The 16,316-nt window shown below is 40.3% G+C and carries 16 protein-coding genes, 1 rRNA gene and 1 riboswitch (1 of these 18 only partly in view); of the genes, 7 read left to right on the top strand and 10 right to left on the bottom strand.

The genetic code is table 11. The features are described from left to right. The 8 genes from LW139_RS18955 to LW139_RS18920 all read right to left on the bottom strand — a co-directional run bounded on the left by LW139_RS18955 (position 1) and on the right by LW139_RS18920 (position 7,949). Positions 1 to 1,332 (bottom strand): colicin E3/pyocin S6 family cytotoxin, encoded by a 1,332-nt coding sequence (locus tag LW139_RS18955; RefSeq protein ID WP_247850388.1) that lies wholly within the window; start codon positions 1,330 to 1,332, stop codon positions 1 to 3. A gap of 217 nt (positions 1,333 to 1,549) precedes the next feature. Next, positions 1,550 to 2,668, bottom strand: a complete 1,119-nt coding sequence (thiH, locus tag LW139_RS18950; protein ID WP_247850387.1) for a 2-iminoacetate synthase ThiH — start codon at positions 2,666 to 2,668, stop codon at positions 1,550 to 1,552. After that, a complete protein-coding gene (locus tag LW139_RS18945; RefSeq protein ID WP_166539412.1) occupies positions 2,668 to 3,447 on the bottom strand; it encodes a thiazole synthase in 780 nt (259 codons plus the stop codon). Before LW139_RS18945 ends, thiH begins: the two co-directional genes overlap by 1 nt. Before the next feature lies 1 nt (position 3,448). Beyond that, the gene (gene thiS, locus LW139_RS18940; protein WP_247850386.1) at positions 3,449 to 3,649 is read right to left on the bottom strand and encodes a sulfur carrier protein ThiS; all 201 of its coding nucleotides are present in this window, start codon (positions 3,647 to 3,649) and stop codon (positions 3,449 to 3,451) included. After that, entirely contained in the window at positions 3,646 to 4,395 is a 750-nt protein-coding gene (locus LW139_RS18935; protein ID WP_247850385.1) for a HesA/MoeB/ThiF family protein, read from the bottom strand. Before LW139_RS18935 ends, thiS begins: the two co-directional genes overlap by 4 nt. Beyond that, on the bottom strand, positions 4,389 to 5,036 hold the full coding sequence (gene thiE, locus LW139_RS18930; protein WP_247850384.1) for a thiamine phosphate synthase: 648 nt from the start codon (positions 5,034 to 5,036) through the stop codon (positions 4,389 to 4,391). Before thiE ends, LW139_RS18935 begins: the two co-directional genes overlap by 7 nt. Then, complete coding sequence (thiC, locus tag LW139_RS18925) at positions 5,020 to 6,972, bottom strand: phosphomethylpyrimidine synthase ThiC (protein WP_247850383.1); 1,953 nt, start codon at positions 6,970 to 6,972, stop codon at positions 5,020 to 5,022. Before thiC ends, thiE begins: the two co-directional genes overlap by 17 nt. 129 nt (positions 6,973 to 7,101) lie before the next feature. After that, a riboswitch (TPP riboswitch) is annotated at positions 7,102 to 7,224 on the bottom strand. A 44-nt stretch (positions 7,225 to 7,268) separates the two neighbouring features. Further along, positions 7,269 to 7,949: an HAD family hydrolase gene (locus LW139_RS18920; RefSeq protein WP_227336125.1), complete on the bottom strand. Its 681-nt coding sequence runs from the start codon at positions 7,947 to 7,949 to the stop codon at positions 7,269 to 7,271. A 146-nt stretch (positions 7,950 to 8,095) separates the two neighbouring features. Between LW139_RS18920 and nudC the strand changes: the two genes are divergently transcribed. From nudC to LW139_RS18890, 6 genes are all read left to right on the top strand, one after another. Continuing rightward, a complete protein-coding gene (gene nudC, locus LW139_RS18915; protein ID WP_109410146.1) occupies positions 8,096 to 8,881 on the top strand; it encodes an NAD(+) diphosphatase in 786 nt (261 codons plus the stop codon). Positions 8,882 to 8,969: 88 nt separating this feature from the next. Further along, a complete protein-coding gene (hemE, locus tag LW139_RS18910; RefSeq protein WP_109410145.1) occupies positions 8,970 to 10,043 on the top strand; it encodes a uroporphyrinogen decarboxylase in 1,074 nt (357 codons plus the stop codon). Then, positions 10,036 to 10,704 carry a deoxyribonuclease V gene (gene nfi / locus LW139_RS18905; RefSeq protein ID WP_166539405.1) on the top strand — a complete coding sequence of 223 codons (669 nt, stop codon included), beginning with the start codon at positions 10,036 to 10,038 and terminating at the stop codon, positions 10,702 to 10,704. The genes hemE and nfi overlap by 8 nt, the downstream gene beginning before the upstream one ends. A gap of 74 nt (positions 10,705 to 10,778) precedes the next feature. Beyond that, entirely contained in the window at positions 10,779 to 11,369 is a 591-nt protein-coding gene (locus LW139_RS18900; RefSeq protein ID WP_072071056.1) for a YjaG family protein, read from the top strand. Positions 11,370 to 11,559: 190 nt separating this feature from the next. Next, entirely contained in the window at positions 11,560 to 11,832 is a 273-nt protein-coding gene (locus LW139_RS18895; protein WP_004246922.1) for an HU family DNA-binding protein, read from the top strand. A gap of 44 nt (positions 11,833 to 11,876) precedes the next feature. Further along, a complete protein-coding gene (locus LW139_RS18890) occupies positions 11,877 to 12,539 on the top strand; it encodes a DUF1481 domain-containing protein (protein ID WP_227336124.1) in 663 nt (220 codons plus the stop codon). 27 nt (positions 12,540 to 12,566) lie between these two features. Here the strand turns inward: LW139_RS18890 and purD are convergent, their stop codons facing one another. Then, complete coding sequence (gene purD, locus LW139_RS18885; protein WP_247850382.1) at positions 12,567 to 13,856, bottom strand: phosphoribosylamine--glycine ligase; 1,290 nt, start codon at positions 13,854 to 13,856, stop codon at positions 12,567 to 12,569. Between the two features lie 12 nt (positions 13,857 to 13,868). Next, a complete protein-coding gene (purH, locus tag LW139_RS18880) occupies positions 13,869 to 15,458 on the bottom strand; it encodes a bifunctional phosphoribosylaminoimidazolecarboxamide formyltransferase/IMP cyclohydrolase (protein WP_227336123.1) in 1,590 nt (529 codons plus the stop codon). Between the two features lie 617 nt (positions 15,459 to 16,075). Between purH and LW139_RS18875 the strand changes: the two genes are divergently transcribed. Beyond that, positions 16,076 to 16,316 (top strand): 16S ribosomal RNA (locus LW139_RS18875) (it continues 1,302 nt past the right edge of the window).

The following is a 16,316-nucleotide window of genomic DNA, read 5'->3' as shown; positions in this document are numbered from 1 at the left end:
TTACAGATATTTTTTTATATTACGCTTAGGATCTGCAGGCTTAATCTGATTACCTGTTTTAGGATCAAATACTCCAATATGTTGCCCATCGCTGGCGCGATAGCCTTCGATTTCACCATGTTGGGAATCCCATTCATAGATTTTGCGACCTTTATCTCCAAACCAACGTTTACGTTTGCCACCACCTCCTTGTTTAGGTGTTTTCCATTTTCCTTCTTTTAACTCTCCAAATCCTTTAATTTCTTCGGTTTTTGGTGCGGGATGGTAATCGTGACCTTTTTCTTTAACACCTTGGCGGATTTTATCTTTTTTTCCCGCAGAAATATAAATGGGGCTTATTCCCGTTGCTTGTGGAAAAACAAGAATTAAAGGCTCTTTATTAGTATATATGCCTTTCTCTTCTTGCGTAAAAAATTTAGTGCTTTCTAATGGCAAATCGTCAAAACGGGGAATATCATATATTTTTTCAGGAATATATTTATGCCGTTCTGGTTCTGATAATGGTGTCCCTTTTAAAATGGCAGATGTGCCTATTAATACTTTATGTTCTTGTTTATCTTTATCCGGCTTAAATGAAAAGACACCAGCTTCTACTGTTTTACGTGCTTCTATAACACGTGTTTGTACTGGTTTTTCTGTTTTAATAAGATCAATTTGTTTTGCACCATTTATGCTTGTCTCGACAAAAATAGCCGTTGTTTTAATCGTCCCTGCTCGTTTAGCAATATCATTTAATATATTTCGTTCAGGAATATTCAGTATTCGTGCTTCGGGGGTTAGTCTGGCGTTAATATCTACAGGGCGATAAATAGTATTAGGGTAAAAATCACTTCCTTTACCTGCTGGTTTCGAATAGAGCATTAAGCCTAAGCCAAGGCCAAGTGATCTCCCCAATATTGTACCTAAACTTTCAACAGCACCTGCGCTTGAAGAGGTTGTAATAGGTAAGGATGGTGCCACTATGGCTATAGGTGCTGCAGTTGATGCTTGAATTGTTGTACCGAGTTTAAGATTATTCCAAGCGGCTTGAGTTGCAGTCGTTAATTTATTTGGTAATGGCGTGGTTGCCGGAGAGGTGAATACACTTACAATATCGTCATACGTTTTTATCGCCTTATCTAAATGAAACTTCATCATGCCATGGAATTGAGCACATCGTTGAACATATATCTTTTTTGCTCTTCCAAAATCGCCAGAGCGATAAGCCTCCATCATCTCTTTTCCATGTTTACTTTCAGTCAAGAAAGGGCAATCCATTTTTGCACATATAGGACAAATATTTCTTTTTAAAAGATCTGAATATTCATAGTTTGGTAGTTTTTTTTCACTCATAAAATTATCCTTATTTAATCATAAAGATGTTTAAATACAGTTTGAATCACTGTAATTAACTATCGAATTTGAGTGAAACCTAATAATAAATAGATATGTTTTATTTTTTGTTTGAGTGGAATGAAATTATGATTTTTTATCTAAAATATAATAAAAACCGCCTTTATTATTTGTAATTAAATAAACTAAAGGCGGTTTTATATTATTTAAACTTTAATTAACGACCCAAGTAATTATCCCAGTCTTTCCATACGGGTTGTAATCCTCGCTCTTTTAATGCGTTAATCACATCATTAACATGGCGATTATCATTTGGAGAGAATTGTTCTAATTCTTCATGACTATCAGAATACCCGCCAGGTTGAGTTTTAGAACCTGCACTAATGTTATTTATCGCTAATGGTACTGTATTATCACGAAAATACGGAGATTCACGGGTTGATAGTGAAAGCTCAACATCAGGTGCCAAAATACGAAAAGCACAGATCAATTGAACTAACTCTGCTTCACTCATTACTGATGCGGGGCTTAGTCCACCAGCACAAGGGCGTAAACGGGGAAAAGAGATTGAATAACGACTTTTCCAATAGCGTTTTTGTAAAAATAAGAGATGTTCTGCCACCATATAACAATCGCTACGCCACTGGCTTGAAAGACCAATTAATGCACCTAAACCGATTTTATCAATTCCAGCTTGCCCTAATCTATCTGGCGTTTGTAATCGCCAATGGAAGTCCTGTTTTTTACCTTTTAGATGATGAAGCTGATAAGTGGGTTCATGATAGGTTTCTTGATAAACCATGACACCATCAATACCGAGTGTTTTTAACTCGGCATATTCTTCTGTTGCAAGGGGTTGAACTTCCATCATCAATGAACTGAAATTCTCTCGAATAAGGGGGATATATTGGCGAAAATAATCCATACCCACTTTTCTTTGATGCTCACCGGTTACTAATAGCAGGCTATCAAAGCCTAATTGTCTGATGCTATTACATTCGGCAATGATCTCACTTTCATTTAATGTTTTACGTTTAATGGCATTGCTCATTGAGAAACCACAATAAGTACAGTCATTTGCACATAAATTAGAAAGGTAAAGTGGAACATACAACCCCACAACGTTGCCGAAACGTTGTCGCGTGAGTTGTTGAGCACGTTGAGCCATAGGCTCTAAGTAATGCCGACCCGCAGGCGAAATTAGCGCCATAAAATCATCAAGTGTAAGAATGTGGCGATTTAATGCGGCTTCAATATCCGCATTGGTTTTACTATTGAGTTTTAATGTAATGTCATCCCAGTCAAGTTGTTGCCAATAATCCGAAAATGTTTCCATTAGAATGCCCCCAAGTATTGGGTTAATGGACTGGAGGCTTGTGCTTGCATATTGACGACAGAAGCAGGTGTCGCAAGACCAGATTGTCGAGCAAGTTCACCAGCATCGAGCGCTGCTTTAAATGCTTGTGCCATTAAAATAGGATTTTTAGCAACAGCAATCGCGGTATTCACTAATACGGCATCTGCACCTAATTCTAAAGCTTCAAGAGCATGGCTTGGTGCGCCAATGCCCGCGTCAACAACAACAGGAATAGAGGCTTGTTCGATGATAATTCGTAGGAAATCACGAGTCTGTAATCCTTGATTAGAGCCAATAGGAGAGCCTAAAGGCATCACAGCGGCACAGCCAATTTCTTCTAAACGACGACATAAAACAGGATCAGCACTGCAGTAGGGCAAAACAACAAAACCTTCTTTTACAAGAATGTCAGCAGCTTTAAGAGTTTCAATAGGATCAGGTAATAAATATTTAGTATCAGGATGAATTTCTAATTTAATCCAATGGGTACCAAAAGCTTCTTTGGCTAAACGAGCCGCAAAAACAGCTTCTTGTGCTGTTTTCGCACCGGATGTGTTAGGTAATAATTTTACCCCTAATGATTTAAGCGGTGCGATTAAATCATCATTACCATTTTTTAAATCCACACGCTTCATTGCCATCGTGACTAATTGGCTACCCGAAGCCTTAATGGCTTCTGTCATTAACGTTGGTGTTGCAAATTTCCCTGTGCCTGTAAAAAGTCTCGATGTGAATGTTGTATCAGCAATTTTTAACATATCAGCCCCCTGCAATTGCTTGGAAGAGAAGAATGGTATCGCCATCATTAATAAAATGTGTTTCCCAGTTGTCACGGGGAACAATGGTTTCATTGATGGCAAGTGCCACACCAATTGGTGGTTGCTCTAGCTGAATAAGGAGCTGACTAATAGTGACAGGCATATCCAGAGAATATTGTTCGTCATTTACGGTAATGTTCATGCTAACCCTCGACAAACAGGACATGTTGTTGATGGTGTTAAACGTAAAGTACTCCAATTTTGTTTTCTACCATCGAAAAGGCGTAGCTTTCCACTTAGAGAACTAGGTAAATCAGAGAGTAGCTTAATGGCTTCAAGTGCTTGAAGTGTACCAATAACACCTACGACAGGGCCTAGAATTCCGGCTGTTTTACAATTTCGCTGTGGTTCTGTTTCATCGGGATAGAGGCAGTGATAGCAACCATGCGTAAAAGGAGGTTCAAACACCATAAGCTGGCCACTAAACCCTACGGCACTACCACTAATAAGTGGAATTTGTTGTGCAACACAAGCACGATTAATCGCTTGGCGTGTGAGCATGTTATCAGTGCAATCTAAAACTAAATCGACCTCTTTAACTAATTTAAGTAATGAATCATCATCAATACGTTGTTTATAAGAAGTGACTTTTATATCTGGATTTAAAGCAAGCAAAGCTTGCTTTGCAATATCCGATTTTGCTTCAGGAATATCTTGAGTGCGATAAAGAATTTGGCGCTGTAGATTAGAAACGTGCAACTTATCATCATCAACTAAAATAAGCTCACCAATACCTGCCCCAGCAAGATAAAGTGATGCGGGAGAGCCTAATCCACCAAGTCCAACAATCAGTACTCTTGCTTGTTGAAGTTTGTTTTGACCCTCTAGGCCAATATCTTCTAACATCACTTGTCGGCTATAACGCATAAAATCATTATCATTTAGCATGACGATTTTCCTTCAACTAATTCTAATAATTTACGCGTTACTTTTTGCCAATCAGATGCTTTTGTTATTGCACTGACTAAAGCAACACTCCCGACGCCTGTTGCAATCACATCAGATACTCTCTCTAGCGAGATCCCACCAATAGCAACAGTGGGAAAATCAGGTGTCTGTTCTACTTGATGTTTGAGTGCCTTCAAACCTTGTGGTTTAGATGGCATATCTTTCGTTGTAGTTGGAAATATATGCCCTAATGCGATGTAAGATGGGCGTAACGCCTTTGCTCTTTGTAATTCTGTTTCGTCGTGAGTGGAAACACCCAGTCGTAATCCTGCTTGTTTAATTGCATCAAGATCAGCAATATCGAGATCTTCTTGACCAAGATGAACACCATAAGCCTGATGTTTAATGGCGAGTTGCCAATAATCATTGATAAACAGTCTTGCGTGGTACTGTTTTCCTAGCCTTATTGCTTCGATGATCTCTTGTTCAATATCTTCTGGTTGTTTATCTTTTATACGTAATTGAAGTGTGGTAACGCCTATTTTCAATAGGCGTTCTATCCATTCAATAGAATCAACAACAGGGTAAAGTCCAAGTTTTTTTTCTGTTGATGCAAAAGGTGTATTAGAGGATCTGTTCATTTTCAGTCACCTCAACACGAGTGATTTCGGCACTGTGGTATAGCTCATTCCCATGCTCTTTAAAGGCTTGAGACATTTGTTCCATACCTGCCGCATAATCACGTACTTCTTGTGTTATCTTCATTGAACAGAATTTAGGACCACACATTGAGCAAAAGTGAGCCACTTTACCTGATGCTTGAGGAAGGGTTTCATCGTGATATTGGCGTGCGGTTTCAGGATCAAGTGCTAAATTGAATTGATCTTCCCATCTAAACTCAAAGCGGGCTTTCGACATAGCATTATCACGGATTTGAGCGCCGGGATGTCCTTTGGCTAAATCGGCAGCATGAGCCGCAATTTTATAAGTAATAAGCCCTTGTTTTACATCTTCTTTGTTTGGTAAACCTAGATGTTCTTTAGGAGTAACATAACAGAGCATTGCACAACCAAACCAACCAATCATTGCTGCACCAATACCTGATGTGAAGTGATCGTAACCCGGTGCAATGTCCGTAGTGAGAGGACCTAATGTATAAAATGGTGCTTCATGACAATGCTCTAATTCTTCTGTCATATTGCGGCGGATCATCTGCATTGGAACGTGGCCTGGGCCTTCTATCATGACTTGAACGTCATATTCCCATGCAATTTTTGTCAGTTCACCTAGAGTATGTAATTCAGAGAATTGTGCTTCATCATTAGCATCTTGAATTGAACCCGGTCTTAGCCCATCGCCCAGTGAAAGGGAAACATCATAAGCGGTACAAATTTCACAGATTTCACGGAAATGCTCGTAGAGGAAATTCTCTTTATGATGTGATAAACACCATTTCGCCATTATCGAACCGCCACGAGACACAATACCCGTTAGGCGTTTTGCCGTCATTGGCACATAACGCAACAATACGCCTGCATGAATAGTGAAGTAATCAACACCTTGCTCTGCTTGTTCAAGCAAGGTATCTCGGAACATTTCCCAAGTGAGATCTTCAGCAATACCGTTAACTTTCTCGAGTGCTTGATAGATTGGAACTGTACCGATAGGAACAGGGCTATTGCGAATGATCCACTCACGCGTTTCATGAATGTAACGGCCTGTTGAGAGATCCATTACGGTATCTGCTCCCCAACGTGTAGACCAAATCAGTTTTTCAACTTCTTCCTCAATGGAGGAGGTTACAGAGGAGTTTCCGATATTGGCATTCACTTTCACTAAGAAATTTCGCCCAATAATCATTGGCTCTGATTCAGGGTGATTGATATTGGCAGGAATGATAGCTCGACCAGCAGCAACTTCTTGGCGTACAAACTCAGGGGTAATATTGTCAGGGAGATGCGCACCAAAGCTGAATCCTGCATGTTGTTGACGTAATACTTCGCTTCGAATACGTTCACGCCCCATATTTTCACGAATAGCAATAAACTCCATTTCAGGTGTGATAATACCTTTTCGAGCATAATGCAATTGCGTCACGCTTTTACCCTGTAGGGCTTTTTTAGGATTAGGCTTTAACGGGAAGCGTAGATGTTCTAATCCTGCATCAGAAAGACGTTGTTGTGTAAAATCAGAGCTTAAGAGTGAAAGCGCTTCAGTATCATTGCGCTCATCAATCCATGATTGGCGAATTTTTTTTAAGCCAAGATTAACGTCGAGTTGAGAAGCCGGATCGCCATAAGGGCCAGAAGTGTCATATACCGGAACAGGTTCATTATCTTCAAAAACAGGGGAATCTTTTGATCCTCCTACTAGCGTTTTATCAAGTTGGATCTCACGCATAGGGACTTGAATATCAGCACGTGATCCTTCGAGGTAAATGCGGTTTGAATTTGGGAAACTGACACCTTGAATGGTGCTGATAAATTCTTGAGCTGCATCACGCTGCTCTTTTCGTGGGCGCAGTTTGTTGTTTGTTGGTGAAATATCTTTAACGGATATAGTTTGATTTTGGGACATAGCATTTCCTAATAAATATCATGCAGGCTGTAGCCTGTCGGGTGAATATTGAGAAAAATGCTTGTCTGGAGGTCGCAGGGAGTATCGACAGATAGGCGTATAAAAAATATACGGATGAAGCTATCAAAAGGTCGAATCACTCTTGTTCCCTTCGCGGGTATTAACCCGATCAGGTTCCGCGGATCCCGAATTAACGGTCTCAGCCTGTGTTTATAATAGCCTTATAAACACTAGGCACTCCGACAAGAAGAAGTCCAGTATATGAAAGATTTTGAAAACTACAAGTCCAGCATGGGTTATTTATTTAAATTCCAATGTTGCTGTTCCCACGCTTTTTCATCCGAAACTTGAGTTAATTTTTTATCTGCATTAACTGCGATAACACGATCCGCTTGGTAACATAATGGAAGGTCATTAGATGAATCAGTATAGAAACAAACATAAAAACTATTAATGTTATTGGCTTCTTTCCATTGATTTAAACGCTCAACCTTTCCTTCTCGAAAGGTAGGAATACCTTCAATAAATCCAGTGTAATGATTGTCCTTAATTTGCATATCAATACCCATTGAAACATCCACATTGAGTTGTTTTGCAATAGCGTGAACGAGAAAGGACATTGTTGCTGAAATAATCATAACGGGAATATTTTGCTGCCGATATTGTGTAATTATTGATATTCCTTGTGGGTAAAGCAGAGGCTGAATTTTTGTTTCAGTAAAGTCATTAATCCAATGATTTATTTTATCTATATTATGATGCTTAAAATATGCTAGATGTTGAAAAAGATATTGGTTTATATCCAGCTTTTCGGCGTAATAGTCTGCAATCATTTGTTCGTCTAGTTTTAGGAAATGAGGATCAGTGACTATTTTTTTATCCCATAAATAACGTGTCCATAAACGACTAGAATCACCCGCTAAAAGCGTTTCATCTAAATCAAAAATCGCAATTTTATTTTGGGTTTTATCAGTCATATTAGCATTCCTTTATTATAAATAAAATTTATGAAACCCCTTTTGAATGTTAATAAATTATAGAGAATAATCATAATACATTGAGAGGGTCTTACTAAAGAGAGTATCCTTAATTCTATATCATTATTTTGGATAGAATTATCATTATGCATTTATATACGTTAACGGGATCAGAGAAAGGCTGGTGGACAGTCAGCCTCGGTGGGCGAGTGTGGTTACCGAAAGGTGAACTCCCTTTTGGTTTTGCAAAGGATTGGGAGCTAGTTGGTCAACACGCCAAAATTGTTGGTGAATGGCAGGGTGAAACTGTTTGGCTTATTCATGGAAAAATGGATAACGATATGTGTTCGCCAAGGCTTATCGCCTCGCAAGATGAGAATTTATTTAAACTAGTGGGTCGTGGTGTTCAGTTAGCAGAGTTTTATCGTTCTCATCGTTTTTGTGGCTATTGTGGTTCTAAAATGCGCCATAGTGAGAGTGAATGGGCTTGTTTATGCGATAACTGTCATGAACGTTATTACCCACAGATTGCCCCTTGTATTATTGTGGGTATTCGTCATGAAGATAAAATTTTACTCGCACATCATGTTAGGCATAAGCATTCCCCTCTTTATACTGTGCTCGCTGGTTTTGTTGAGGTTGGTGAAACCTTAGAAGAGGCCGTCGCTCGCGAAGTATTTGAAGAAAGTAATATTCGTATTCGTAATATTCGCTACGTATCCTCTCAACCTTGGCCGTTCCCTCATTCTTTAATGATGGGGTTTTTGGCTGATTACGATGGAGGAGAGTTGCGCCATGATCCTTCTGAATTAACCAGTGCGGCTTGGTATCGTTACGATCAACTACCACAGATCCCACCTCCAGATACTATTGCGCGACGCTTAATAGAAGATACGATAGCGAATATTAGACAAGATAAAGAAAAGAACTAAATAAAGGCGTTGTCTGCCAACAGTTATTTTTCCAGCATGTTACAATACATACTATTTTGCGGCCCTATTACTGTTAATGGAGTTAGTCATGAGTGAGTTGAAAAACGACCGCTATTTACGTGCGTTGCTGCGCCAACCTGTTGATGTCACCCCAGTTTGGATGATGCGTCAGGCAGGCAGATATCTTCCTGAGTATAAGGAAACACGGGCACAGGCGGGGGATTTCATCTCATTGTGCAAAAATACAGAATTGGCATGTGAAGTGACATTACAGCCTTTAAGACGCTTTCCTTTAGATGCCGCTATTTTATTTTCTGATATTTTAACTATCCCTGATGCAATGGGGCTAGGCCTTTACTTTGAAACTGGTGAAGGACCTCGTTTTAAGTCCCCAATAAATAGCCTTGCCGATATTCAAAAACTGCCAATTCCTGATCCTGAAGACGAACTTGGCTATGTAATGAATGCAGTACGTGCAATTCGTCATGCATTGCAAGGCAGTGTGCCATTAATCGGTTTTTCGGGAAGCCCTTGGACACTGGCAACCTACATGGTGGAAGGTGGAAGTAGTAAGGCCTTCACAAAAATAAAAAAAATGATGTACGCAGAGCCACAAGCACTACATCTATTACTGGATAAACTCGCAGATAGCGTTATCCTTTATTTGAATGCTCAAATTAAAGCGGGTGCACAATCCATCATGATCTTTGATACATGGGGTGGTGTACTAACAGGACGTGATTACCAACTTTTCTCATTACACTACATGCATAAGATTGTTGATGGTCTTATTCGCGAATACGATGGAAGAAAAGTTCCTGTAACCTTATTTACTAAAGGTGGCGGTCGTTGGCTAGAAGCAATGGCAGCAACAGGTTGTGATGCATTAGGGCTAGATTGGACGATTGATATCGAAGATGCACGTCGTCGAGTAGGGGATAAAGTAGCCTTACAAGGTAATATGGATCCTTCTATGCTGTATGCGCCACCAGCTAGAATAGAGCAAGAAGTCGAAACTATTCTTGCTGGGTTTGGTAAAGGCAACGGTCATGTCTTTAATCTTGGGCACGGTATTCATCAAGATGTTCCACCAGAGCATGCTGGTGCATTTATTGATGCGGTTCACCGTTTATCGAAGCCTTATCATCAGGATAATGATTAATACCTCACAATTGCGTCAGGAGCAGACAGAAAAAGCTCAACAAGTTATTTTGACAGACCAATTTACAATGCCTACTTATATTGCTGGTGCTGATGTTGGTTTTGAAGATGGTGGCGCAGTCACTCGCGCTGCCATCGTGATAATGCATTACCCTTCTTTTGAAATTCTTGAATACCAAATCGCGCGAATATCTACAACTCTTCCTTACATCCCTGGTTTACTTTCATTTCGAGAGTGCCCAGCATTACTGTCTGCTTGGCAATTAATTAAACAGAAACCTTCTCTTATTTTTGTCGATGGGCAAGGTATCGCTCATCCTAGAAGGCTGGGTGTTGCCAGCCATTTTGGTTTATTAGTAGACACGCCTACTATTGGCGTAGCAAAAAGTCGTTTATGTGGTACTGATCGGGCGGTCAATGAAGATATGGGAAGTCATGAGCCATTGATGGATAAGAATGAGCAAATAGGGTGGATTTATCGCAGTAAGAAAAAATGTAAACCCCTGTATATATCTCCGGGTCATAAAGTGAGTATGGAAGGTGCTTTGCAGTGGGTTGAGTTGTGTATGAAAGGGTATCGATTGCCAGAACCAACGCGTTGGGCTGATGGTATTGCTTCAAATAGGCGATTATTTGAGCAGTTGAATAAGAATAAGCTCTAAATGACCGGGAAATATGTGGATATTTTTAATTTTCAGGTAAACTGCGCCTAAGTTAAGAAAATGAGTAATCACGAATGTTGAAGAACCCAATCCATTTACGTTTAGAAAAGCTAGAGGCTTGGCAACACCTGACGTTTATGGCGTGCCTGTGTGAGCGAATGTATCCAAATTATCAGGTATTTTGTCGTGAAACAGGATTTGCTGATCCAACGCTTTATCGCCGTATTCTCGATCTGGTTTGGGAAACTTTAACGGTGAAAGATGCAAAAGTGAATTTTGATTCTCAATTAGAGAAGTTAGAAGAAGCTATTCCTGATGCATCTCAATTTGATATTTACGGCGTCTATCCAGCGATTGATGCCTGTGTCGCCTTGAGTGAAGTTGTTCACTCTCGTTTAAGCGGTGAATCGCTAAGTCATGCTATTGAAGTCAGCAAATTATCAGTAGGGACGGTTGCTTCACTTGAAATGACACAAGCAGAAAGAGAAATGAGCGAAGAAGAGCTAAGATCACTGCCTGTTGTTATTGAAGAATTCGATATCCAATGGGAAATTTACCGCCTACTTGTAGAGTGTGAAGAAAGAGATATCGAGCTGATTAAAGGTCTACGTGCAGACCTTCGTGAAGCAGGAATGAGCAATATCGGTATAGAATTAACGCACTAAATCAGAAAAACGTGATTTGGTGCTTGAAAAGCGACGTTTAAAGACTTCACATCACCCCCGTGTATGTTCTACATTGGGTACGAAAAGAAGTGGCTCAGGTGTTTTACTTAATTCATCTTCTTAAAAAGATAAGTTAAGTTTTTTCACCAGATGTTTTTCAAACGATAAAACATACTTTAAGGACTATTTTATGAACAAAGCTGAATTAACCGAATCAGTTGCTGAAAAAGCGGATCTGACAAAAACTCAGGCAAAAGCTGCTATTGAAGCGTTTATCGACTCAGTAACAGGAGCTCTGAAAGAAGGCGATTCTGTACAGTTAGTTGGTTTCGGTACATTCAAGGTAAATCACCGTGCTGAGCGTACTGGTCGTAACCCTCAAACTGGTAAAGAAATTAAAATTGCAGCAGCTAATGTTCCTGCATTTACTGCCGGTAAAGCACTGAAAGACGCAGTAAAATAATTCCTTTGAACGGAATGAACAATAGAGGGGGATTTACTCCCCTTTTGTTGAAACGACAGGGGCTGTTAGCAATAGGATCAGCTTTTTTGCTCAGCGCCTGCTCTTCGACAGTACAACTCCCTGAATTTTCTGCAACAGGGTACATTGCAGATGAAGGTGTTGTGCGACTATGGCGTTTAAATAATAAAACGTCAGAGCCTCAAGTGATCATGAGCGTTTATAGCTTTTATAAAAAGCCAGAAACTATCATCACATTCTATGAGTATCGCCAGAATAAGCTTTGGCAAGTCCGTTCTGAAGTGGTTAATCAAAATGATCCCTCATCTTGGCACCTTCGTTTAAATAAACGTGGTGAAGTCATTTTCATGCAACAGGAAAGTCAGAAGCAAAAACGAGCATTAACAGAAGATGAGCGTTTAAGAATGGTGTTTGCTGCAAGTAAAGAACGTGAAATCAGCGAAGCGCTGACTATTGGAAAAGTGAACTTAGTACAGGGTGTCTGGTATCAAAATACAATGACAACATGTGCTGGCGAGAAAGTGAGTGTTTCATTTGAAGGGCCAGAACAACGCTGGTTAAAAACGAGAACACGTAATCCAAGTAAACCTTCTTATGTTGCTTGGCTTGATTCACCAGAAGGTAAACAGTTGCTTATGGTAGCCGACCATGATTTCTGCAAATGGGAGCCAACAAAAGAGAGCTTGTGATCACTCCCTTCTGCTGTATTTAGTGACTTACTTCTTTAAACGCGCAATTGCACGATAACCAATATCATGACGATAAAAAGCGCCATTCCAATGAATACCTTCCGCTAAAGCATAAGCATTTTTTTGCGCTTGCTCGATATCATCACCTAATGCCGTCGCACATAGCACTCTTCCGCCAGCAGTGATAACTTCACCTTCATTATTCAGAGTTGTTCCTGCTTGAAATACTTTTCCGGTTTTGGACGATGTTGCTGTTAAGCCTTCGATAATATCCCCTTGGCGATAATCAGCAGGATAGCCGCCAGCCGCAATAACAATACCTAAAGCAGGACGAGGGTCCCAAACAGAATCTTTACCTTTTAAATTGCCTTTTGCTCCAGCTAAACAAAGCTCAACTAAGTCAGATTGCATACGCATCATAATAGGTTGAGTTTCTGGATCGCCAAAACGACAGTTAAATTCGATAACTTTTGCAACGCCTTGTTTATCAATCATCAGCCCAGCATAAAGAAAACCCTGATAACGATGACCTTCAGAAGCCATGCCTTTTACTGTTGGGTAAATGATTTTTTCCATTACTTGCTGGTGGATTTCATTAGTGACAACGGGGGCAGGCGAGTAAGCGCCCATCCCACCAGTATTAGGGCCAGTATCACCATCACCAACACGTTTATGATCTTGACTTGTTGCCATTGGAATAACGTGTTCACCATCAACCATGACGATAAAACTGGCTTCTTCACCATCAAGAAATTCTTCAATAACAATGCGATGCCCAGCATCTCCAAAGGCATTACCTGCTAGCATATTTTTTATAGCATTTTCAGCCTCAGATTGCGTCATTGCAACAATAACGCCTTTTCCTGCTGCTAAACCATCGGCTTTGATAACAATTGGTGCGCCTACTTTATTTAAATACTCTAGTGCAGGGGCTATTTCAGTGAAATTTTGATAATCCGCTGTTGGAATATTGTGGCGTGCTAAAAAATCTTTAGTGAAGGCTTTTGAGCCTTCTAACTGAGCTGCACCTTTTGTCGGGCCAAAAATAGTCAGCCCTGCATCTTTAAACGCATCAACAACACCAATAACAAGTGGTGCTTCCGGGCCAACAATGGTTAAATCAATTTTATTTTTTCGTGCGAATGTCAGTAATGACGGAATATCCGTTGCGCTAATTGCAACATTTTGCACACCTTTCTCTAATGCAGTTCCCGCATTACCTGGCGCAACAAAAACGTGTGTTGCAAGCGGGGATTGAACCGCTTTCCATGCTAAAGCGTGCTCACGACCGCCATTACCAATAATCAAAATCTTCATATCAATATCCTATTAATGACGGAAGTGACGCATATTGGTGAAAATCATTGCGATGTTGTGTTCATTGGCAGCGGCAATCACTTCATCATCACGAATTGAGCCACCAGGTTGAATAACACAAGTTACACCGGCAAGTGCTGCCGCATCAATGCCATCTCTGAATGGGAAGAATGCATCTGAAGCCATGGCGCAACCTGCAACTTCTAAACCTTCATCAGCAGCTTTTATACCTGCAATTTTTGCAGAATATACTCGGCTCATTTGTCCTGCACCAATACCGACTGTCATATCATTTTTAGCGTAAACAATGGCATTTGATTTTACAAATTTAGCCACTTTCCAGCAGAAGAGTGCATCTTTAAGTTCGCGTTCACTTGGTTGGCGTTGAGTAACTACTCTTAAGTTTTCTTCTTTAACCATGCCTAAATCACGATCTTGAACTAAAAGCCCACCGTTGACTCGTTTGAAGTCAAAAGCAGGTTTTGGCTCTTGCCATTGACCACAGGCTAATACACGAACATTTGGTTTTGTTTCTAAAATTGGTAGTGCATCTTCATTAATAGAAGGAGCAATGATCACTTCAACAAACTGGCGTTCGATGATCGCACTTGCTGTTTTTGCATCTAATGGACGATTGAATGCGATAATGCCACCAAATGCAGAGGTTGGATCAGTTTTAAATGCATTGTCATATGCTTGTTCGAGCGTGTTCGCAATTGCAACACCGCAAGGATTTGCATGTTTCACAATAACGCATGCAGGCTCGGAAAATGATTTCACACATTCTAATGCCGCATCAGTATCAGCAATGTTGTTATAAGAAAGCGCTTTGCCTTGTAATTGGTTTGCAGTGGCAATAGATGCTTCTTCTATATTCTCTTCTATATAGAAAGCAGCTTGCTGGTGCGCATTTTCGCCATAACGCATATCTTGCTTCTTTATATAGTTCAGATTCAAGGTACGAGGGAAAGTGCCTGATGGTTGTGAAGTATCACCATAATAAGGTGCAACTTTCTGACCGAAGTAGTTAGCAATCATTCCGTCATAAGCGGCTGTGTGTTCAAAGGCTTTAATCGCTAAATCAAAACGAGTATCTAACGTAAGACTGTTTTCGTGATTATCCATTTCTTCAATCACTCTTTCATAGTCATTACTATTTACTACAATCGTAACGTCTTTATGATTTTTCGCTGCTGAGCGAACCATTGTTGGTCCACCAATATCGATATTCTCTACAGCATCTGCTAATGAGCAATCTGGGCGAGCTACCGTTTTAGCGAAAGGATAAAGATTTACGACGACCATATCGATAGGACGAATTTCATGTTCTTCCATAATTGCATCGTCTTGTCCACGGCGACCTAAAATGCCACCATGTACTTTAGGGTGCAGCGTTTTTACCCTGCCATCCATCATTTCTGGGAAACCGGTATAATCGGAAACTTCGATAACAGGTAAGCCAGCTTCTGCTAATAGACGTGCAGTTCCACCTGTAGATAATAGTTCTACGTTTCTTTCAACAAGCGCTTTAGCAAATTCTAAAATACCTGCTTTATCAGACACACTTAAAAGCGCACGGCGGATAGGACGAAGATGTTGCATGAGTTTTATCCCTTGGGTTTGGTATAACGGTAGTAATGATGAAGTTAAATCACATTAATACAGTGAAATTGTGTTTGCTTAACTAACATTTCAGAAGATGGACACAAAATCAATCTTACTTAATAGGCCCTCATAATAACGCAAACGATTGCGTTTGACATGCTAATTTTATGTAAAAAGGACATCTGTGGATAAAATTGTTGATAAGTGCGTATAACTAGGGGTTTTGCTGTGGAATTAAGCAAACGATTTTTTTTCTTAAAAAAACTATTGCCAGCCTCAGAAAACTCCCTATAATGCGTCCTCGTTGTCACGGCAAACCACGCTAAGTGAGTTAGCCGAGAGAACAAAGAAAAAAAGTGAAAAGCCTTGAAAATAAACGCTTGACACTGAATGAGGAAGATGTAGAATGCACCTCCTCGCAACAACGCAGAAGACCGGAAACGGCAGCAAATGTTGCACTGCTCTTTAACAAATTATCAGACAATCTGTGTGGGCACTCGCAGAGACGATATCTTCTAAAATATTAGATGTATCAAGTCTTGAAGAGTGAACAACAAAAGTAAATTCATTTATGAATAGCTAAGTTTTCGATTTCTTTGAGCATCAAACACTTTTAATTGAAGAGTTTGATCATGGCTCAGATTGAACGCTGGCGGCAGGCCTAACACATGCAAGTCGAGCGGTAACAGGAGAAAGCTTGCTTTCTTGCTGACGAGCGGCGGACGGGTGAGTAATGTATGGGGATCTGCCCGATAGAGGGGGATAACTACTGGAAACGGTGGCTAATACCGCATGACGTCTACGGACCAAAGCAGGGGCTCTTCGGACCTTGCGCTATCGGATGAACCCATATGG

It is taken from the genome of Proteus vulgaris, from assembly GCF_023100685.1.
Classification (GTDB): domain Bacteria; phylum Pseudomonadota; class Gammaproteobacteria; order Enterobacterales; family Enterobacteriaceae; genus Proteus.
This window is presented reverse-complemented; position numbering and strand designations above follow the sequence as displayed.